The sequence below is a fragment of the Delftia sp. DLF01 genome (assembly GCF_014852125.1).
GTDB lineage: Bacteria > Pseudomonadota > Gammaproteobacteria > Burkholderiales > Burkholderiaceae_C > Comamonas > Comamonas acidovorans.
In genome coordinates this window covers 89,682-106,526 of sequence record NZ_JACVAZ010000003.1, presented here as the reverse complement: position 1 = coordinate 106,526, position 16,845 = coordinate 89,682, and the positions used below count along the sequence as shown (strand labels likewise).

General features: G+C 60.9%; 14 protein-coding genes and 1 pseudogene. 10 read left to right on the top strand and 5 right to left on the bottom strand.

Translation table 11 applies throughout. From position 1 onward, the window contains the following. Positions 1 to 164 precede the first annotated feature (164 nt). From IB269_RS15710 to IB269_RS15690, 5 genes are all read left to right on the top strand, one after another. The gene (locus IB269_RS15710; protein WP_192367611.1) at positions 165 to 1,148 is read left to right on the top strand and encodes a Bug family tripartite tricarboxylate transporter substrate binding protein; all 984 of its coding nucleotides are present in this window, start codon (positions 165 to 167) and stop codon (positions 1,146 to 1,148) included. Between the two features lie 11 nt (positions 1,149 to 1,159). Next, on the top strand, positions 1,160 to 2,455 hold the full coding sequence (locus IB269_RS15705; protein WP_192367610.1) for a CaiB/BaiF CoA transferase family protein: 1,296 nt from the start codon (positions 1,160 to 1,162) through the stop codon (positions 2,453 to 2,455). Then, complete coding sequence (locus IB269_RS15700) at positions 2,440 to 2,835, top strand: cupin domain-containing protein (protein ID WP_180317128.1); 396 nt, start codon at positions 2,440 to 2,442, stop codon at positions 2,833 to 2,835. The genes IB269_RS15705 and IB269_RS15700 overlap by 16 nt, the downstream gene beginning before the upstream one ends. A gap of 57 nt (positions 2,836 to 2,892) precedes the next feature. Further along, a complete protein-coding gene (locus tag IB269_RS15695) occupies positions 2,893 to 4,056 on the top strand; it encodes an acyl-CoA dehydrogenase family protein (protein ID WP_012205503.1) in 1,164 nt (387 codons plus the stop codon). 167 nt (positions 4,057 to 4,223) lie between these two features. After that, a complete protein-coding gene (locus tag IB269_RS15690) occupies positions 4,224 to 5,177 on the top strand; it encodes a LysR substrate-binding domain-containing protein (protein ID WP_192367609.1) in 954 nt (317 codons plus the stop codon). Here IB269_RS15690 and IB269_RS15685 read toward each other — a convergent pair. The 3 genes from IB269_RS15685 to IB269_RS15675 all read right to left on the bottom strand — a co-directional run bounded on the left by IB269_RS15685 (position 5,158) and on the right by IB269_RS15675 (position 9,319). Then, positions 5,158 to 5,478: a hypothetical protein gene (locus IB269_RS15685; protein WP_081816188.1), complete on the bottom strand. Its 321-nt coding sequence runs from the start codon at positions 5,476 to 5,478 to the stop codon at positions 5,158 to 5,160. The genes IB269_RS15690 and IB269_RS15685 overlap by 20 nt on opposite strands. A gap of 196 nt (positions 5,479 to 5,674) precedes the next feature. Then, entirely contained in the window at positions 5,675 to 6,352 is a 678-nt protein-coding gene (locus tag IB269_RS15680) for a hypothetical protein (protein WP_225614158.1), read from the bottom strand. A gap of 474 nt (positions 6,353 to 6,826) precedes the next feature. Beyond that, positions 6,827 to 9,319 carry a PAS domain-containing sensor histidine kinase gene (locus tag IB269_RS15675; protein WP_192367607.1) on the bottom strand — a complete coding sequence of 831 codons (2,493 nt, stop codon included), beginning with the start codon at positions 9,317 to 9,319 and terminating at the stop codon, positions 6,827 to 6,829. 84 nt (positions 9,320 to 9,403) lie between these two features. Between IB269_RS15675 and IB269_RS15670 the strand changes: the two genes are divergently transcribed. The 4 genes and pseudogenes from IB269_RS15670 to IB269_RS15655 all read left to right on the top strand — a co-directional run. Beyond that, positions 9,404 to 9,694 carry a hypothetical protein gene (locus IB269_RS15670; protein ID WP_192367606.1) on the top strand — a complete coding sequence of 97 codons (291 nt, stop codon included), beginning with the start codon at positions 9,404 to 9,406 and terminating at the stop codon, positions 9,692 to 9,694. A 221-nt stretch (positions 9,695 to 9,915) separates the two neighbouring features. Further along, on the top strand, positions 9,916 to 11,016 hold the full coding sequence (locus tag IB269_RS15665) for a porin (protein ID WP_013802488.1): 1,101 nt from the start codon (positions 9,916 to 9,918) through the stop codon (positions 11,014 to 11,016). 122 nt (positions 11,017 to 11,138) lie between these two features. Then, complete coding sequence (locus IB269_RS15660; RefSeq protein WP_192367605.1) at positions 11,139 to 12,719, top strand: esterase-like activity of phytase family protein; 1,581 nt, start codon at positions 11,139 to 11,141, stop codon at positions 12,717 to 12,719. A 399-nt stretch (positions 12,720 to 13,118) separates the two neighbouring features. After that, a pseudogene (locus IB269_RS15655) lies at positions 13,119 to 13,511 on the top strand (acetyltransferase); the annotation flags it as partial. A 219-nt stretch (positions 13,512 to 13,730) separates the two neighbouring features. Here IB269_RS15655 and IB269_RS15650 read toward each other — a convergent pair. Both IB269_RS15650 and IB269_RS15645 read right to left on the bottom strand, forming a co-directional pair. After that, on the bottom strand, positions 13,731 to 15,716 hold the full coding sequence (locus IB269_RS15650; protein ID WP_192367603.1) for an ATP-binding protein: 1,986 nt from the start codon (positions 15,714 to 15,716) through the stop codon (positions 13,731 to 13,733). A 262-nt stretch (positions 15,717 to 15,978) separates the two neighbouring features. Beyond that, positions 15,979 to 16,224, bottom strand: a complete 246-nt coding sequence (locus IB269_RS15645; protein WP_192367602.1) for a helix-turn-helix domain-containing protein — start codon at positions 16,222 to 16,224, stop codon at positions 15,979 to 15,981. A gap of 229 nt (positions 16,225 to 16,453) precedes the next feature. Between IB269_RS15645 and IB269_RS15640 the strand changes: the two genes are divergently transcribed. Further along, complete coding sequence (locus tag IB269_RS15640) at positions 16,454 to 16,759, top strand: hypothetical protein (protein WP_225614216.1); 306 nt, start codon at positions 16,454 to 16,456, stop codon at positions 16,757 to 16,759. Positions 16,760 to 16,845 lie beyond the last annotated feature (86 nt).

Sequence of the window (16,845 nt, the reverse complement as noted above, 5' to 3'; positions counted from 1 at the left end):
GGGACATGGAGCCTGACGCAGGATTCAATGATTCATAAATCGAATCCTTGCTTGGTTTTAAAGAATTGGACTTGAATCATTGACGCCCGCACCATGGCGGCGAGCGCTGGACACACAGCGCCGCCTTCCATAGGAAAACAGGATAGGAAACAGGAGACAAGCAAATGAAGCATTCCCCGTTGCGCAGGGCCCTGGCCCTTGGCGCTATCAGCACCATTGCGGCCGTGGCCGCGCCCTCCGTGTCGGCGCAGGGGGGTTACCCCTCCAATCCCATCACCCTGGTCGTGCCGTTCGCGGCCGGCAGCGGCACGGACGCGGTGGCGCGCCTGGTGGCCACCCGGCTGGGCGAGCGGCTCAAGCAGCCCGTGATCGTGGACAACAAGGCCGGCGCCAATGCCCAGATTGCCGCCAACCATGTGGCCAAGGCCAGGCCGGACGGCTACACCCTGTTCATGACCACCAACACCTCGCACTCGGCCAACCCCTGGCTGGTCAAGGGCCTGAAGTACGACCCCGTCAAGGATTTCACGCCCGTGGCGCGCGTGGGCGAGCTGCCGTTCGCGCTGCTGGTCCACCCCTCCGTTCCGGCCAAGACCGTGCAGGAACTCATCGACTACGCCAAGGCCAATCCCGACCGCCTGTCCTACGGCACGCCCAACAGCACCTCGCTGGTCGCCTCGGAAACCTTCAAGTACGTCACGCACACCCAGATCACTTCGGTGCCCTACAAGTCCAGCCCGCAGGCGCTGACCGACCTCATGGGCAACCAGATCCAGGTCTACGTGGCCGACCTGGGCTCGGCCTGGGGCACGATCAAGACCGACCGCGTGCGAACCCTGGCCGTGACGGCGGCCAAGGGTTCCACCCTGCTGCCCAATGTGCCGGCCATCGGCAAGACGCTGCCGGGCTTCGACATCACGTCGTGGAACGGCATCTTCGGCCCGGCCGGGATGCCGGCCGAGATCACCGAGCGGCTGAACACCGAGCTGCAGGCCATCCTCAAGGACAAGACCGTGCAGGAGCAACTGGCCCAGGTCGGCTTCGAGGTCTGGCCCACGGCCACGCCTGCCGAGTTCGCCACCTATGTGAAGGACCAGATGGCCCGCTGGGGGCAACTGGTCAAGCAGGCGGGCATCGAGGCGCAGTGAAGGAGAGCCCCATGGAACAAGCTCAGCAAGGGCAGCAAGGCCCTCTTGCAGGGGTGAAGGTGCTGGACATGACCTCGGTGGTCATGGGCCCCTTTGCCACCCAGATCCTTGCAGGCCTGGGGGCCGAGGTGATCAAGGTCGAATCGCCCGAGGGCGACAACATGCGCCACGTCGGCCCCATGCGCAACCCCGCCATGGGCCACATCTTCCTGCAGGCCAACCAGGGCAAGCGCTCCGTGGTGCTGGACCTCAAGCAGGGCGCCGCGCGCGAGGCCCTGCTGCGCCTGGCCGAAGGCTGCGACGTGCTGGTCAGCAACGTGCGGCCCCAGGCCATGGCGCGCCTGGGCCTGGCCTACGAGGACGTGGCGGCGCGCAACCCGCGCATCATCCACGTGAGCTGCTGCGGCTTCGACCAGCGCGGCCCCTACGCGGCCCGGCCCGCCTATGACGACCTCATCCAGGGCGCCACCGGCGTGCCCTGGCTGGCGCAGCAATACGGAGGCGGCGAGCCGGCCTATGCCCCCATGACCCTGGGCGACCGCGTCACCGGCCTGCACGCGGTCTACGCCGTCACGGCCGCCCTCTATGCGCGCGAGAAAACCGGCAAGGGCCAGGCCGTAGTCGTGCCCATGTTCGAGGCCATGACCCAGTTCATCCTGGGCGACCACATGGCGGGCCTGTCGTTCGAGCCGCAACTGGGCGGCCCCGGCTATGCGCGCCTGCTCACGTCCCACCGCAGGCCCTATCGCACCAGCGACGGCCACCTGTGCGTTCTCATCTACAACGACAAGCACTGGCACAGCTTCTTCAACGCCATAGGCCAGCCCGAGCGCATGGCCGAGCCCATCTTCGCCACCCACAGCCAGCGCGCGCTGCACATCGATGCCGTCTATGCCGAAGTCTCGCGGCTGATGGCAGGGCGCAACACCGCCGAATGGCGCACGCTGCTGGACGCGGCCGATGTGCCCAACATGCCCATGGCCTCGCCCGAGGACCTGATCGCCGACCCCCAGCACCAGGCCACCGGCTTCGTGCACGAGATAGACCACCCCAGCGAAGGCCGGCTGCGCACCACGGCCAGCCCCACGCGCTGGAGCGCCACGCCGCCCGCAGAACGCGCCGCCCCCGCGCCGCGCCTGGGCGAACACACCCTGCAGGTGCTGCGCGACGCGGGCCTGACCGAGGCCGAACTGGCCGCCCTGCAGGCCAGCCGCGCCTGCAGCCAGGCTGCCGCGCTGCAAGACGCCCCACCACAAACACAAGCACAGGCACAAACAGAAGGAAACCGCCCATGCCCCGCTACCTGATCCGCGAACAAGACGTGCCCGGCTACAGCCCCGCCAACCACCACGGCACCGTCAACCGGCGCCTGGTCAGCGCCGCCAACGTGGGCGCGCGCCACATGGAGCTGGTGCTGGGCACGCTGGAGCAGGGCGGCGGCGCGCTGCCCCATGCCCACCCCGGCATGGAGCAGGCGTGCTACCTGCTGGCCGGCACGGCCGAGGTGGAAATCGACACCCCGGACGGCAAGGAACGCTTTGCCATGCAGCCCGGCGACACCTGCTTCTTCCCCGAGGACTGCATGCACATCTTCCGCGTGACCAGCGCCGAGCCCGTGCGCCTGCTGGTCTTCTACAGCCCGCCTTACGCAGAGAGCCCCGAGCGCGTGCGCCGGCCGGCAGCCTGAGCGCCGTCACCCCACAGACACGACAAGCGAACAGCAACAAGCAACGGAGAACACACCATGGACTTTCTGTGGAACGAAGAACAGGAACAGATACGCGACGCCGTCGAGCGCGCCTGCGCCCCCTTTGACGCCGACTACTGGCTGCGCAAGGACCACGAAGGCGGCTTCCCGCACGACTTCCACAAGGCCCTGGCCGACGCGGGCTGGCTGGGCATTGCCATGCCCGAAGAATTCGGCGGCGCGGGCCTGGGCATCAGCGAAGCGGCGCTGATGATGCACACCATCTCGGCCACGGGCGCGGGCCTGTCGGGCGCCTCGGCCGTGCACATGAACATCTTCGGCCTGCACCCCGTCGTCGTCTTCGGCACGGACGAGCAAAAGCGCCGCTGGCTGCCCCCGCTGATCGCGGGCACGGACAAGGCCTGCTTCGGCGTCACCGAGCCCAATGCCGGCCTCAACACCCTCAAGCTGCAGACCCGCGCCGTGCGCGATGGCGACGTCTACGTGGTCCATGGCCAGAAAGTCTTCATCTCCACCGCCCAGGTTGCCAACAAGATCCTGCTGCTGGTGCGCACCAAGCCCGTGGAAGAGTGCAAGGGCACGGAAGGTCTGAGCCTGTTCTACACCGACCTGGACCGCGAACGCATCGAGGTGCGTGAGATCGACAAGCTGGGCCGCAAATGCGTGGACACCAACCAGCTGTTCATCGACGGCCTGCGCATCCCCGCCGAGGACCGCATCGGCGAAGAGGGCAAGGGCTTCTCGTACATCCTGCACGGCCTCAACCCCGAGCGCATCCTCATCGCCGCCGAGGCCGTGGGCCTGGGCCGCGCCGCCCTGGCGCGCGCCACCCAGTACGCCAAGGAGCGCGTGGTCTTCGACCGCCCCATCGGCCAGAACCAGGGCATACAGCACCCGCTGGCCCAGGCCTGGATGGGGCTTGAGGCGGCCCACCTCATGGTGCAAAAGGCCGCCTTCCTCTACGACAGGGGGCTGCCCTGCGGCGCCGAGGCCAACGCCGCCAAGTACCTGGCGGCCGAAGCCTGCGCCAAGGCCTGCGAAACCGCCATCTTCACGCACGGCGGCATGGGCTACGCCAAGGAATACCACGTGGAGCGCTACATGCGCGAATCCTGGATCCCGCGCCTGGCGCCCGTCAGCCCGCAGCTCATCATGTGCTTCATCGCCGAAAAGGTATTGGGCTTGCCTAAATCGTATTGACCCCCTGAGTCGCTTCGCGCCTTCCCCCTTCTCGCTGCGCGGAGGGGGACGACACCCTCGGTGCGGGGCGGCCCTTCCTCGGTGTCTCAAAGTTGAGTTGCGCGGGTTTTGTGGCTGCGAACCATCTGAAGTCCCATGATTTATCAATCTGTATTTCAGAGGTAGCCATGGTGCAAGATGCCATCTCGCTTGCTCCCCATCCGCCGCCTCTCATGAAGACCCATCTGCTGCGCTATTTCGTCGCCCTGGCCGAGGAACGCCATTTCGGCCGCGCGGCCCAGCGCCTGTGCATCACCCAGCCGCCGCTGAGCATGGCGCTCAAGACCCTGGAGCAGGACCTGGGCGCCAGCCTCATGGACCGCGACGCCAAGAACGTGCGCCTCACCCCCGCAGGCGAGGCCTTCCTGGTCGAGGCACGCAAGGTGCTCGCCCAGCTGCAGCATGCGGCCGACGTGGTGCGCGGCGTGGCCGAAGGCATGCAGGGCCGGCTGGACGTGGGCATCACCGGCTCCATGGTCTACCGCCAGGTGCCCGACTTCTGCCGCGCCTTCCGCGCAGAACGCCCCCTGGTCGAAGTCTGCCTGCATGAAATGTCCACGCGCGAGCAACTGCAGGCCATTGCCAGCGGCCAGATCGACTGCGGCTTTCTCAACATAGCCATCCCGCCAGACGGCCTGCAGACCCTGTCGATTGGCGAGGAACCCTTTGTCTGCTGCCTGCCCGCCACGCATGCGCTGGCCCGGCAGTCCGACATCGACCTGCGCGAACTGGCCCGCGACACCTTCGTCATGTTCGCCCGCGAAGTGGCCCCGGCCAACTACGACAACGTCATCGCCTGCCTGCAGCAGGCCGGCATCCACCCCCACACCCGCCACGCGGCGCGCCAGTGGCTCACCGTCATGGCTCTGGTCTCGGCAGAGCAGGGCGTGGCCCTGGTGCCCAGCTGCATGCAGCGCGTGGGCATGAACGGCGTGGTGTTCGTGCCGCTGCGCGGTCCGCAGCAGGCCATGACGCCCGCCGTCATGGCCTGGCGGGCGGACCAGCCTGCGGCGGTGCTGGAGGCTTTCATTGAGAGGGTGAGGGCGATGGCATCCACCGCCGTCAAGGGTGGTAGGGGTTGAGGGCTGTCACCTCTACAGACCCTTCGCAGTAGTGCATGGCGAAAACCACCAGCTCCTTACCATTCGATTGGGTGATGGCCTCCACGTGCCAAAAAGGCACTTTTTCTCCCGGAGAAAACGTCACCTTGGTGATATCGAATGCGTACTGAGGAAACTTCTCTTTCAGTTTTTTCAGTACATTCGTTCGAACCAGATTAAGGTCATGGTTTTCGCAAGCGGTTGCGTTTTTTGCGTCGCCGCATGCGATGATCAGCAAGACTGCGCCAGCCAACACACTTCGCAAAAAACTGGATCTTGACATGGTTTTTTCATATCAGCGGCCTGTGAAGTAATTGGCCAAAGCCGTTGATGGCCGGATACTGGCTGGAGTTATGCGCGGATGTGCGGCGTTGTGCGGGCACCATCATCAAAGACGGGTTGCCATGGTACTTTCTTCTGTTTTAGGCTGAAGAAGGCACCATGGCTTCCTGGTGTCATGCACTTGGTTTATTGTTGCTTCAATAGATTTCCATTATCCCATTTTCACTGGCCGAGTATTTGCTTTCCGAAACTGCTCGAGCAGAAACGGCCTTTCCTCCTGTGCCGGCCAAATGGGGGTACATGTAGCACAGAACTGCGACTTGCAAATTTGCTACTGGAATGCTACCAGCCATGGTGAAACCATTGTTATAGCAATTTGGAATTCCTCGAACTCCAACGGCGAGTGAAAGATCGCCACCTCTCGCGACAGAAAAGTCAACTCCTACACTTGCAGATACTCTTGTATATGAGCCAGCACGTGGGTAAGGGTCGTAGCTTAGAGATAGAACAGGTCTGTAGTCCCATTGGCCACCAGGCATGTAATAGTAGTTGGAATGTTGCTTAAATGACATTTCCTTTTGAAGGGAGGCCGGTTCACAATGAAGGGGTATATTCCTTTCATCGCTACCAATTACCATTTTTCCAGGAGATTCTGGATTTTTGTCTCCGTACATTTCACACAACCTCTTGTTGAATTCAATTGCTTCATCATTTTGATTGGTGGTTTCGTAGAGATAAGATCCATTTGATAGCTTGACTAGATTTATGGTCACGGTACCATTCATTCCAGCCATGCTGCCAGAAATACTTCTGGCGACCATTGGCATGCCGTTCTTTTCAATTTCCTCGTTCCCTATCAAAAAATCTTGGGCCATTGCAGATATTGATCCGAGAACAAGTATGGATCCGGTGAGAATTTTACTTAGCATAGTTCCCTCTGTGCTGAAGTTTTAATAAGCCTTTGCTGCCACATCTCAGTGAGTGGCGCTATTAGTCTAAGTTCTTTAGCATTTTCAGATCAAGTGCAGACTGCTGTCGTTTTCTGTTTGTTCTGAAAAATAAGATACTTCCTAGGAATTGACGTGAATTGACGATCAACGGTCTAAACACACGCATTCGGATGGCCTGATGAGCAAGGCTTGCGCTGATTCGCAGGCTTGATGAATCCGTAAGTTCCTGGTGCCGTGCATCCGAGTGCTCTTGCCGCTTTGGCAGTGCCCCTTTGTCGTCGGCGATCGAGTCTGCCCACATAGCCACTACGAGGGCCGAGGGAGATGCGATATGGCAGGGTTTGAGCTGCGAGACAGGCGCCCGGAATCTGCGGGTCACCACGGCGCCAGCCGCGCAACTCAGTCCAATGGCACAGCGTCTGTACTGCCCAGAATCTCCGCCACCTTGAGCGCCAGCGCATCCAATGTGAACGGCTTGGTCAGAAGCTGCGTTCCGGGGTGCAGGTTTTCCTGGCTGAGCGGAGATGCCTCGGTGAATCCGGTGATGAAGAGCACCGGCAGGTCGGAACGGGCCAGGCGAGCCTCGTCGGCCAGCTGCTTGCCATTCATTCCGCCGCGCAGCCTCATGTCCGTGATCAGCATGTCCACCCGGGTTCCGGCGCGCAGCACCTGCAGCGCGGCGGCTGCATCGGCCACGGCAAGCACCGTGTAGCCCAGGTCGACAAGCGCCTCGTCGATGAGATGGCGGATCGGGGCTTCGTCATCCACCACCAGCAAGGTCCTTTGGGCAGGAACGACTACCTGCCTTGCCGCATCGACCGCGCGTTCTGCAACGGGCGCGGCGTCGCATCTGGGCAGATACAGGCAGACCGTGGTGCCCTGGCCCGGCTGGGAGAAGATCCTGACCGCTCCTCCCGATTGCCGCGCGAAGCCGTAGATCATCGACAGCCCCAACCCGGTTCCATGGCCCACCGGCTTGGTGGTGTAGAACGGCTCGAAGGCGCGCGCAATGGTCTGCTCCGACATGCCGGTGCCCGTATCGGTGACGCACAGCGACACATAGCCGCCCGTCGGAAGATCCCACTCCCGGGCTGCCGCCTCTTCAAGCTCGATATTGGCTGTCCTGATGGTCAGCCGGCCGCCTTCGGGCATGGCATCGCGGGCGTTGATGCACAGGTTCAGGATGGCGTTCTCCAGCTGCGTTCCATCGATTTGCGCATGCCACAGATGGGCTGCCGGCACGATGTCGATGTCCACGCTGGCGCCCACGGTCCTGCGCAGCAGGTCCTCCCAGTCGGCCAGGAGCGCGGCCATATCGGTGGGCTTGGAGTCCAGGATCTGCCGGCGCGAGAACGCAAGCAGCCGCTGCGTGAGCGTGGCGGCGCGCCGCACCGCCCCCTGCGCTCCATGGATGAAGCGCGTGAGGTTGTCCACCTGGCCGCGCGCCAGCATCCGCTGCAGCAGCTCCAGATTGCCCATGACGGCCGCCAGCAGGTTGTTGAAGTCGTGCGCAAGGCCGCCCGTCAGCTGGCCCACCGCCTCCATCTTCTGCGACTGGCGCAGTTGCTCCTGCACCTTGGCCAGCGCTTCGGCCTTGGCCATTTCGGAGGTGATGTCGCGGCCCACGGCATTGATTCGGCCTGCCGCCGAACGCGTGGACCAGGAGATCCAGCGGTAGCTCCCATCCCGATGGCGATACCGGTTGTCAAACCGGGCATGCGCCATGCCTGTGGCCAGCTCCTGCGTGTCCTGGATGGTGCGCGCCAGATCCTCAGGATGGATGAGATGAAAAAGCGTTGTGCCCAGCAGCTCGTCTTCACGCCAGCCCAACACCTCGGTCCAGGCCGGGTTGACCGCAGTGATGATGCCTTCGAACGTGCAGCGCATCATGATGTCGGAAGACAGCTGCCACAGCGCGTTGCGGTCGGCCGTGCGCTCTGCCACCTGTTCCTCCAGCGTGGCATTCAAGCGCTCCAGCGCGGCCTGGGCCTGCTTGCGCTCGGTGATGTCGGAGGCCGCTCCCAGCCAGCCGGTGATGGCGCCTGCGGCATCGAACAGCGGCACGGCGCGCGAGAACGCCCAGCCCACGCTGCCATCGACCCGGTTCACCCGGTGCTCGATCACATAGTCGGTCTTCGTGCGGATGGCCCGCGCGATCTCCGCGCGCACCAGGTCGCGGTCCTCCGGGGGGATGTAGTCTTCCAGCCAGTTCGTGTTGGACGCCTGCGTGTCGGGGATGAACCCGCCGCCTGCCAGCTGGTGCAGCTCGCTCCAGTCCGCACTGATGGAGTAGCGCACTTCCGAGGAGGAGCGCACCAGCGCATCCAGCCGTTCCTCGCTCTGGCGCAACATGTCCAGCGCCCGCCGTTCCGCATCGATGTCCAGAATGGCGATGGCCGTGGCCACGACTTCCTTGTCTGCATTGCGCAGCGGCACCCCGAACACGCGCGTCCATACCTCAAGCCCCTGGGGCGTGTCATAGACGCAGTCAACACCCGGCACCACCAGCTCCCCGCGGAACGCGCGGGCGGCCACAAACTGGTCGCGGGGGACGGGCTTGCCGTCCTTGTCCCAACTGCGCCAGCGCCCCCGGTCTTCCTCGGCCGACAGCAGCGACGGGATAGGGGTGTCCGGCAGGAAATGGCGGTAGGCCGGGTTGGACATCAGTACCTTGCCGCCCTTGCCCACCAGGCACAGGCCTATAGGCAGATGCTCGATGAAATCCGAGAACAGCGTCTTCTGGTCCGCGACCTGCGCATCGAAGGGGTCCTTATCGCTGGCGCCCGCGCCCTGCACGGCGCTGGCATGGCCCGCCGTGGCAATCGCCAGCTGCGCCCGCAGCCGGGCGTTTTCCTCGCGAAGCAGGGCAATCTCTTCGGACTCTTGGATCATTGGGGATGGGGCGGGGCGTTGGGTGGAGGAGAGGGGGCAGCTCGCCGCTGGCGGGGACGGCGATGCTGCCTGGGGATCATAGCTGTGACTGCTGGTGCGACCGATGTTGAGGCTGCAGTCCTCGGTGCGGCAATTCTTGTGGGACTTCGCCCTCCCAGGGACTATGGGGTTGAACTGGCCGTGCAATGGGCTGAATTTGGGTCCCCAATGACTGATGAATCGATCGACGAACGCTCGAAATGTGCCATTGAAAATATGGAAGTCCAGAACCTTATTGGGGAAATGGCAAAAGAATGCATATTTCCGCCAATTCTCGAATATGAATCAAACAAATCGGCAATGAATGATCTGCCCCGTCGTGCAGGCCATGGTTGAAGGGTGGGGGCGAGAGGGCTTCCCTGCAGGAAACGTGCCGCAGGCACCGCCGCTGCTGTGACTTTCATGTCACACAGCACAGCTGTCACGAAGAATACTTATGTGTTGCCTAGAGTTCCCGCAGCGGTGGCAGGAGGCTACCGTCATTCTCATTAATAAGTTCAGTTCGTATCTCGCCAATGAAAAATCAAAAAACGTGCTCGCGCATTCTGGGACTCGCGATGGGCACATTCTTCGCCTCTTCTTCCAGCTTGGCCTTGGCACAATCTTCCGTCACCATTTTTGGTGTGGTGGACGTCGGCGTCACCATTGCCAAGTCCGGCAGCAACAGGCTCAATGCACTGAACTCCAGCCAAGGCAAGACCAGCTTGCTTGGCTTGCGCGGCACGGAGGACCTCGGCGGCGGCAACAGAGCTCAGCTCTGGCTTGAAGGCGGCCTCAACCCCGATGTCGGCACTGGCGGCAGCAGCGGCTCCCTTGGCTTCGAGCGCCGCTCCACGATCGGGCTGAGCAACAATTCCTGGGGTGAAATCCGGCTGGGTCGCGACTACACCCCCAGCTACAACATCTTCACCGCTTTCGCGGGCCCCGACACCACCACCGGTGTGCAGGCCAATCTGTTCCAGACGATCCGCCAGACTGCCTACAACGCCGCCAGCCAAAGCGGCGTGGTTGACCGCACGCGCATCAGCAACGCCGTGGGCTACTTCCTGCCGAGCGACCTGGGCGGTGTCTATGGCCAGTTCTCGGTTTCCTTTGGCGACGAGAACGCCTCCGGCTCTGGCGCAAGCAAGGCCCGCAGGTACATAGGCGGCAACCTGGGCTATCGCTCTGGCCCGCTGAACGTGGGTATCGGCTACGGCAGGATCGACGGCACCGCGGCCGTGGCTTCGCCCAGCGCCATCGCTGCAACCAGCGATCTGGAAGACCTGGTGCTGGGCGCCTCGTACAACTTCGGCAGTTTCCTGCTCAATGGCGGATACAACAGCCTGAAGTGGGAGCCCGTCAACGGCGCAACCTCCGGGAAGGTGGACGGTTTCTATCTGGGCGCAACCATCCCCATGGGGCCAGGCAGCTTGCGCGTCAAGTACGCCAGCGCCAAGTTCAGCGGCAACGCCTCTGCCCTCACGCGCAGCGGCGGCAAGGCCGACAAGTATTCGATCGGATATGTCTACGACTTCTCCAAGCGCACCTCTCTGTACGCAGGGCTGGCGCGTGTCAACAACAAGAACGGCGCCAGCGTCGGCCTGATCGGCGGCCCTGCGGGTGTGGCCAACGCCGGCTCGACCGGTGTGGATCTGGGCATCAGCCACTCGTTCTGAGCGGCACAGCGCCTTTTCCAGAAACGAAGCCTTCAAGCTTGGGCAGGCCCTTGCCACGCAGGGCCTGCCGATCTGCCTATCTGCCTATCAGGCTTGCCTCTTCTTCTCAAGACCTACTCGCCATGCGCCCCCCCACTTCCTCTTCCTGCCTGATGGCAGTGATCGCCGCCGCGGCTGCCTTGCTGAGCGCTTGCGCCGACACCCGCCCGCTCCAGGCCGCCGGCTCCGAGACGGTGACGCAGACCACCGGCGTCGGCAGCATCCGCGCCACCGTCACGCGCCAGGACGTCCAGTTCGACGACAGGTTCTATTTCCCCTACGAAGGCCAACACCCCGCCACCAAGGCCGATTTCCCCAAGGGATTTCTGCCAGCCTACGGTTCGGGCCTGGCCTTGAAGGGCAGGCGTGCCGACGGCACGCTGGAGTTCTACGCCATCACCGATCGCGGCCCGAACGCGACCACCGGCCCGGTCACGCAGATCACCGACGGCTCCAATCCCGCGGGCTTTGCCAGTTCCACGGTGTTTCCCTCGCCCAACTTCACTCCGTCCATCGGCGTGATCGCCCTCGGAAAGGACGGAGCCAGGCTCGTCTCCACCCTGCCGCTCAGATTCAGCGCCACACAGAACGCCAACGGCCGCGTGCAGCCACGGGGCATCACAGGCAACACGGGCGAGCAAGTCCTGGACGACTCCTTCACCTATCCCGGCAAGGCCAAGGGCTACAGCGAATTCGGCCTGGACACAGAATCCGTGGTGGTGGATGCCGCACGCAATGTGCTGTGGGTGTCCGACGAATACGGACCCTTCATCGTGAAGATCGACCCGGCGACCGGCATCATCCAGAAGAAATACGGGCCCGGCGCTGGCGCGGCCGATCTGCCGGCCATTCTCGCCAAGCGCCGCGCCAACCGTGGCATGGAGGGGCTGAGCATTGATGTGGCCAGCGGCAAGCTGCACGGTTTCCTGCAAAGCCCTCTGGACGACGGCAAGGCCGACTACACCACCGCTGCCGTTCCCGACGCCACTGGCAAGTCGGAGAACGTGCGCGACTACGCTCGCTTTGTGCGCTGGGTGGAGTTTGACCCGACCACCGAGAAAACCCGCCTGTTTGCCTTGCCCGTGGACAGCCGCTGGTACAACCAAGGCAAGACCGGCAATGCCAAGCTGGGTGATATGGTCTCACTGGGCAAGGGGAAATTCATCGCCATCGAGCAAGGCACTGGCAAGGACAAGCAAGTCTTCAACGACCTGGTTCTGATCGAGTTTCCGGCCAACGCCACCGACATCACCGCGCTGGGCTCCGACCTGGAAAAGAGCAGCCTGACTGGCAAGCCGGTCAATGGCTCGGACTATTCCAAGGTCGTGACGCTCAAGAAGACCCGGCTCTTCAACCTGAACGCCACTGGCTGGGTGGCCGAGAAGGCCGAAGGCCTGGCACTGGTCGATGACTACACGTTGGCGCTGACCAACGACACCGACTTCGGTGTTTCGCTGGCCGTGCTGGACGCCAGCGGCAAGGAAATCGAAGGCTCGGAAGTCACCAAATGCATGGTGGACGCCGAAGGCAAGATCGTGAACGATGGCCAATGCGCCAAGGGCGCGGCGAGCCTGCGCTTTACCACCAATGACGTCAACGATCGCGCGCAGCGACTGTGGACCTTTGGGTTCAGCAAGAAACTGAGCGAATACGGCGCTCCCTGAACGACTGCGACTGGGACTGGGACTGCGATTGCATGGCATAGGCAAGGCAACGGAACCCCCGGTGATTGGGGGAGTTGACCCGGTCCGGTGGACGGTTTCTGGTTTGATTCTCAAACCATCTGGGGTGCTTCGTCAGCGCCCCGCCGTTCCGCATTGATGGCCAGGATGGCGATGGCCGTTGCCACCGCCTCCTTGTCGGTATTGCGCAGCGGCATGCCGCACAGGCGCGTCCAGACTTCGCGCCCATCACACAGTCCAGGTCCGGCACCACCAGCTCGCCACGGGCAGCCCGGGCGCCGACAAACTGGTCCCTGGGGATGGGCTTGCCGTCCTTGTCCCAGCTGCGCCAGCCAGCGCCCCGGGTCTTCTGCAGGCGCCAGAAGCGAGGGAAGGGGGCTCTTGGGCAGGATTTTGCGGCGCTCCGTGGACGCCACCCGTCACTTTCTCAGCGCCGAGGATCAAAAGGCCTTTGACGCCGAAGTGTGTGGCTTTCTACCCCATGCGCCAGTGACCGTTGCTGTCGATCCAGACGACAAACCCCATGGCTTCATGCTCATCGACGGCACACATATGGAGGCGCTCTTCATCGATCCTGATGTCCGTGGGGGCGGCATTGGCCGCCAATTGGTGCAGCATGGGTTGTCGCTGCATGGAACATTGAGCACCGACGTCAACCTGCAGAACTCCCAAGCCGTGGGCTTCTATCAACGGATGGGTTTTGTCGAGACCGGACGTTCGGAGGTGGATTCACAGGGACGTTCCTGCCCCTTGATCCATCTGAACTATCGGGGTTGCCTGCAAGCAGGCAGCCGCGACGATAGGTATCGCAAAACTGCTGCTCGCATGGTCAACAGCCAATGCCTACTTTGCAGCGGCTGCTGCCATTCGTGCTCGCAACATGAACGGCAGATCATCGCCGCATAGCCGTCATCCGCAGAGATCATCGCACAAGAATGAATGGTGCCAGTTGGAAAATTACAGATGCCATATCGAGCAATTTATCTTTTGCTGTTATGTCTTACTTTTTCCTTGAGAGTGCCGCTCTCTATCTGCTCCTGCTGCCCGCTGTTGCTTTATTGCGAATTCCAAATTCTTTTTAACAATTTCCTTAAGAACCTGGTCATCTGTCGAGAGTGCTTGTTCCAAATCTCGTCGAGCTTCGGTAAGAAAACGTCTGCAATCATCCCACGCACGTCTTTTCGCCGAGGATGGCAACTGGTTGTTGAAACGCGCAGTTCTAGAGCATTGCTTGGCCATGCCGATATATGCGTTGCCACGAACTTGGAGGAGCGATGGATTATTTCGCCACTCAGGATGCTCACGGAATTGCTTATCAAGAAACTCCACGGCCGCATGATCATCACCCGAGCGACTTAGCCCTTGCGCCAGCTTTCTAACTTCGCGCTCCTCAACATAGCCTTGAGAAGCAGCCAAATACAGTCGGCGCGCTTCTTCACGATCATTCTGCGTCGGCTGCGAATGTAAAGTGAGCGCATCCGCGATTCTTGCGAGGATAGTCGGCGAAAGGCTGTTGAGGTGTCCACTATGTTCGGCAACATAATTTCTAACTAATGAAACATCCCCTAGAGCCAAGGCGACATCTGTTAATAGGACGACCGCACGGTGGTTCAAAGGATCGCGCTTCAGCAATGCATCGACACGATCTTTTGCACGCGAGAACTCTCCGAGTGAAATTGCTTCTTCGATACCACTATATTCTCGTGCTAATGCATGACGCGGGTGGGCAGGGAGGCGGCACGTGACGTTTGCCTCGGTAACTTCAAAGCTGGGAGCGGGACAACCTTCTTCTCTCATCGATCGGATGATTGTTGGAATCCCTTGTCCCTCTGCCTGCGCAAGCTGCAGACGATTAAGGAACCATGCTAGACTTTGATTGCGCCATTTTGAAGTAGCCTTGCCTTGTTCAAATGTCTCAACACGTATTCCAGTTGGGAGCGAGCCAGAAGAAGAAATCTCTATTCGATCAGAAAAAACGGTAGTCCGAGTTGGTTCGTGCAGCTCGTAGTCGCGATGTGCAAGTGCGTTGATCATCGCTTCAGTCAACGCTTGGCGCGGATATTTGAGCGCATTGGGAGTTTGAGCGTTTGTTTTGTCGAATGCAACGTGACTCTGCACTCCTAGCAAGTCGATCGAACGCCGAGCTTGCTCAATGATCGAGCCTGCCAGTTCGTGTCTTTCAGCATGGGGCTCTGAGCGGTCAATGCCTGGATAAATTGAAAGTAGAGCGTATGCACCTGGTACATGCAATTGCAATTGTCGTGCAAACAAAAGCATCGCATAGTTACGAGGCCTTAGTTGGCCCGTCAAAGGGTCGCGACCGCACAGAGGTGGTACAAATGGACTAAGCGAGTGAGTATCCGATAAATAGTCGTCAATCCCGCGATTGGGGTCGAATACATTCATCCGTTGAAGTGCATCGCGAAAAGCTACAAGATCTAAGTCATTTGTAGTGGCACTGATGCAAATTCGCCGATCCCAAGGCTCGACATCTCCTTTTCTAACCAGTAATTCTCTGAGAATTCCGTCTCGAGCTTCTCGTGTTTCTCGACTTAGACGAACATAGTGCTTGCCAGTGTCGTCACCCCGACGCAGCGTGTGAGCATGGCGTGTTGACGCAACAATAAAAACCAATATTCGTCTGTCTGGTGTAGGTCCTGCCATTTCGTGAACAAGAGGAACCACTCCTGGGAATATTCGATCTCTGCAAGCAGTCAGAACCTTTCCCTCAATTTCCCGCAATCGTGCTGAAGTGAGCCCGACAAGTTCAACTGCCGGAAATCCGTGGACATCTTTCTTTTCGGCTGCCCCACAGACGACATATCCGCCGCCCAAGTTTGACCAATCATTTGCAAACGCGCAAATAGTTTCGACAACGTCATCAGTATCCGCGACATTTTCCTTCCATTCTACTTGCTCACTCTCTCTTAAAAGAAGGGAATTTAAATCAACGTTATCCCTTGTCCATTGACTATTCATATTTTAACGTTTAAGAGTTTAAAATTTTTGCCTGCAGTCACATTTTGATAGGATGCACTCAAAATTTTACAAAGTCAAGTTTGCCGTTCTCCTCACCTATCCCGCAATGATGAGTCTCGCTGGGCTTGGTGAAGCTGACCTACTGTCTACTGACGTCAATAGCAGACATTGAAATTGAAAAACCAAACGGCTGCAGACAGTCTGAAGCAGTCTGCCAAGAGGGCGTCGCGACCGCCCGCTATTGGCCGGCAGCAGTCCTTCACTAGTCGCCACTCTCAGACCCTCTAACTCGCCTATCCACCTCACCCACCACATCCCCTGGCGCAACCCCCAACACCTTGCACAGCTTGAATACAGACCGAAGGCTCGGACATTTGCTACCAAGCTCCAACTGGCTGATGTAGTTGCGCGCCAGCCCGGCCTCAGCGGCAAGGGTCTCCTGGGACAGTGCGCGCTCGTTGCGCAGTTCACGCAACAAGCTTCCAAAGGCTTTATCAAGTTCTGTCATGGCTGCTCACTAAAGTGAGCAAAGCTTCCGGGTTTGCGTGCAGACAGTCTTCCACCTATAGTTGGAGTTTTGTAACGCAGCGATGGCGCTTCCAGCAGATGGGCGTCGCATTTGCCCATTGATCTTGGGCGTTGAGCAACTCTCGACTGGAGCGCAGATGGAGCAGCAAGTCTTGGCCACCAAACCCCCACCCAAACTCGAAGACCTCGCCATAGACGCCGTCCTGCACATGGGCGCTGCGCTGGATGTGCTGGACCTGCACGCTCGCCACAAGGTCACGGCCATCAATTGCGTGTGCCGGGATCTGCTGCGCATCTACTACGTGAAGGCCGATCAGGCGCAGTCGCTGGAGCCGGAAGACAGGGAACTGGTGGGCCTGCTGCACGACACGGCGGTGAACCTGGGCTATGCCATTGAGGTGGTGGAGCATCTCAATGGCGATGAGGCCGACGACCCCATTCTTTATGCCGTGAGCTATCTGCTCAGGGCGGCAAAGCGGTTTGCGGATGAGGGGGTGTCGGTGGCGTTGGCCTGAAGAGTGCTGCAGGCGCGGATGGCCTGCGAATATGGCGGGAGCGAGGCAAAAAATGGGCGAAAAAAAGCGCGTCCCATGCTGAAGCG

What these genes read in the sequence shown, in the direction of transcription:
- IB269_RS15660 (WP_192367605.1), top strand. Translation starts at nt 11,139, where the DNA reads ATGCGCCCCCCCACTTCCTCTTCCTGCCTGATGGCAGTGATCGCCGCC.
- IB269_RS15685 (WP_081816188.1), bottom strand. Translation starts at nt 5,478, where the DNA reads ATGTCAAGATCCAGTTTTTTGCGAAGTGTGTTGGCTGGCGCAGTCTTG.
- IB269_RS15640 (WP_225614216.1), top strand. Translation starts at nt 16,454, where the DNA reads ATGGGCGCTGCGCTGGATGTGCTGGACCTGCACGCTCGCCACAAGGTC.
- IB269_RS15700 (WP_180317128.1), top strand. Translation starts at nt 2,440, where the DNA reads ATGCCCCGCTACCTGATCCGCGAACAAGACGTGCCCGGCTACAGCCCC.
- IB269_RS15680 (WP_225614158.1), bottom strand. Translation starts at nt 6,352, where the DNA reads ATGGCCCAAGATTTTTTGATAGGGAACGAGGAAATTGAAAAGAACGGC.
- IB269_RS15710 (WP_192367611.1), top strand. Translation starts at nt 165, where the DNA reads ATGAAGCATTCCCCGTTGCGCAGGGCCCTGGCCCTTGGCGCTATCAGC.
- IB269_RS15645 (WP_192367602.1), bottom strand. Translation starts at nt 16,224, where the DNA reads ATGACAGAACTTGATAAAGCCTTTGGAAGCTTGTTGCGTGAACTGCGC.
- IB269_RS15665 (WP_013802488.1), top strand. Translation starts at nt 9,916, where the DNA reads ATGGGCACATTCTTCGCCTCTTCTTCCAGCTTGGCCTTGGCACAATCT.
- IB269_RS15695 (WP_012205503.1), top strand. Translation starts at nt 2,893, where the DNA reads ATGGACTTTCTGTGGAACGAAGAACAGGAACAGATACGCGACGCCGTC.
- IB269_RS15650 (WP_192367603.1), bottom strand. Translation starts at nt 15,716, where the DNA reads ATGAATAGTCAATGGACAAGGGATAACGTTGATTTAAATTCCCTTCTT.
- IB269_RS15705 (WP_192367610.1), top strand. Translation starts at nt 1,160, where the DNA reads ATGGAACAAGCTCAGCAAGGGCAGCAAGGCCCTCTTGCAGGGGTGAAG.
- IB269_RS15675 (WP_192367607.1), bottom strand. Translation starts at nt 9,319, where the DNA reads ATGATCCAAGAGTCCGAAGAGATTGCCCTGCTTCGCGAGGAAAACGCC.
- IB269_RS15690 (WP_192367609.1), top strand. Translation starts at nt 4,224, where the DNA reads ATGGTGCAAGATGCCATCTCGCTTGCTCCCCATCCGCCGCCTCTCATG.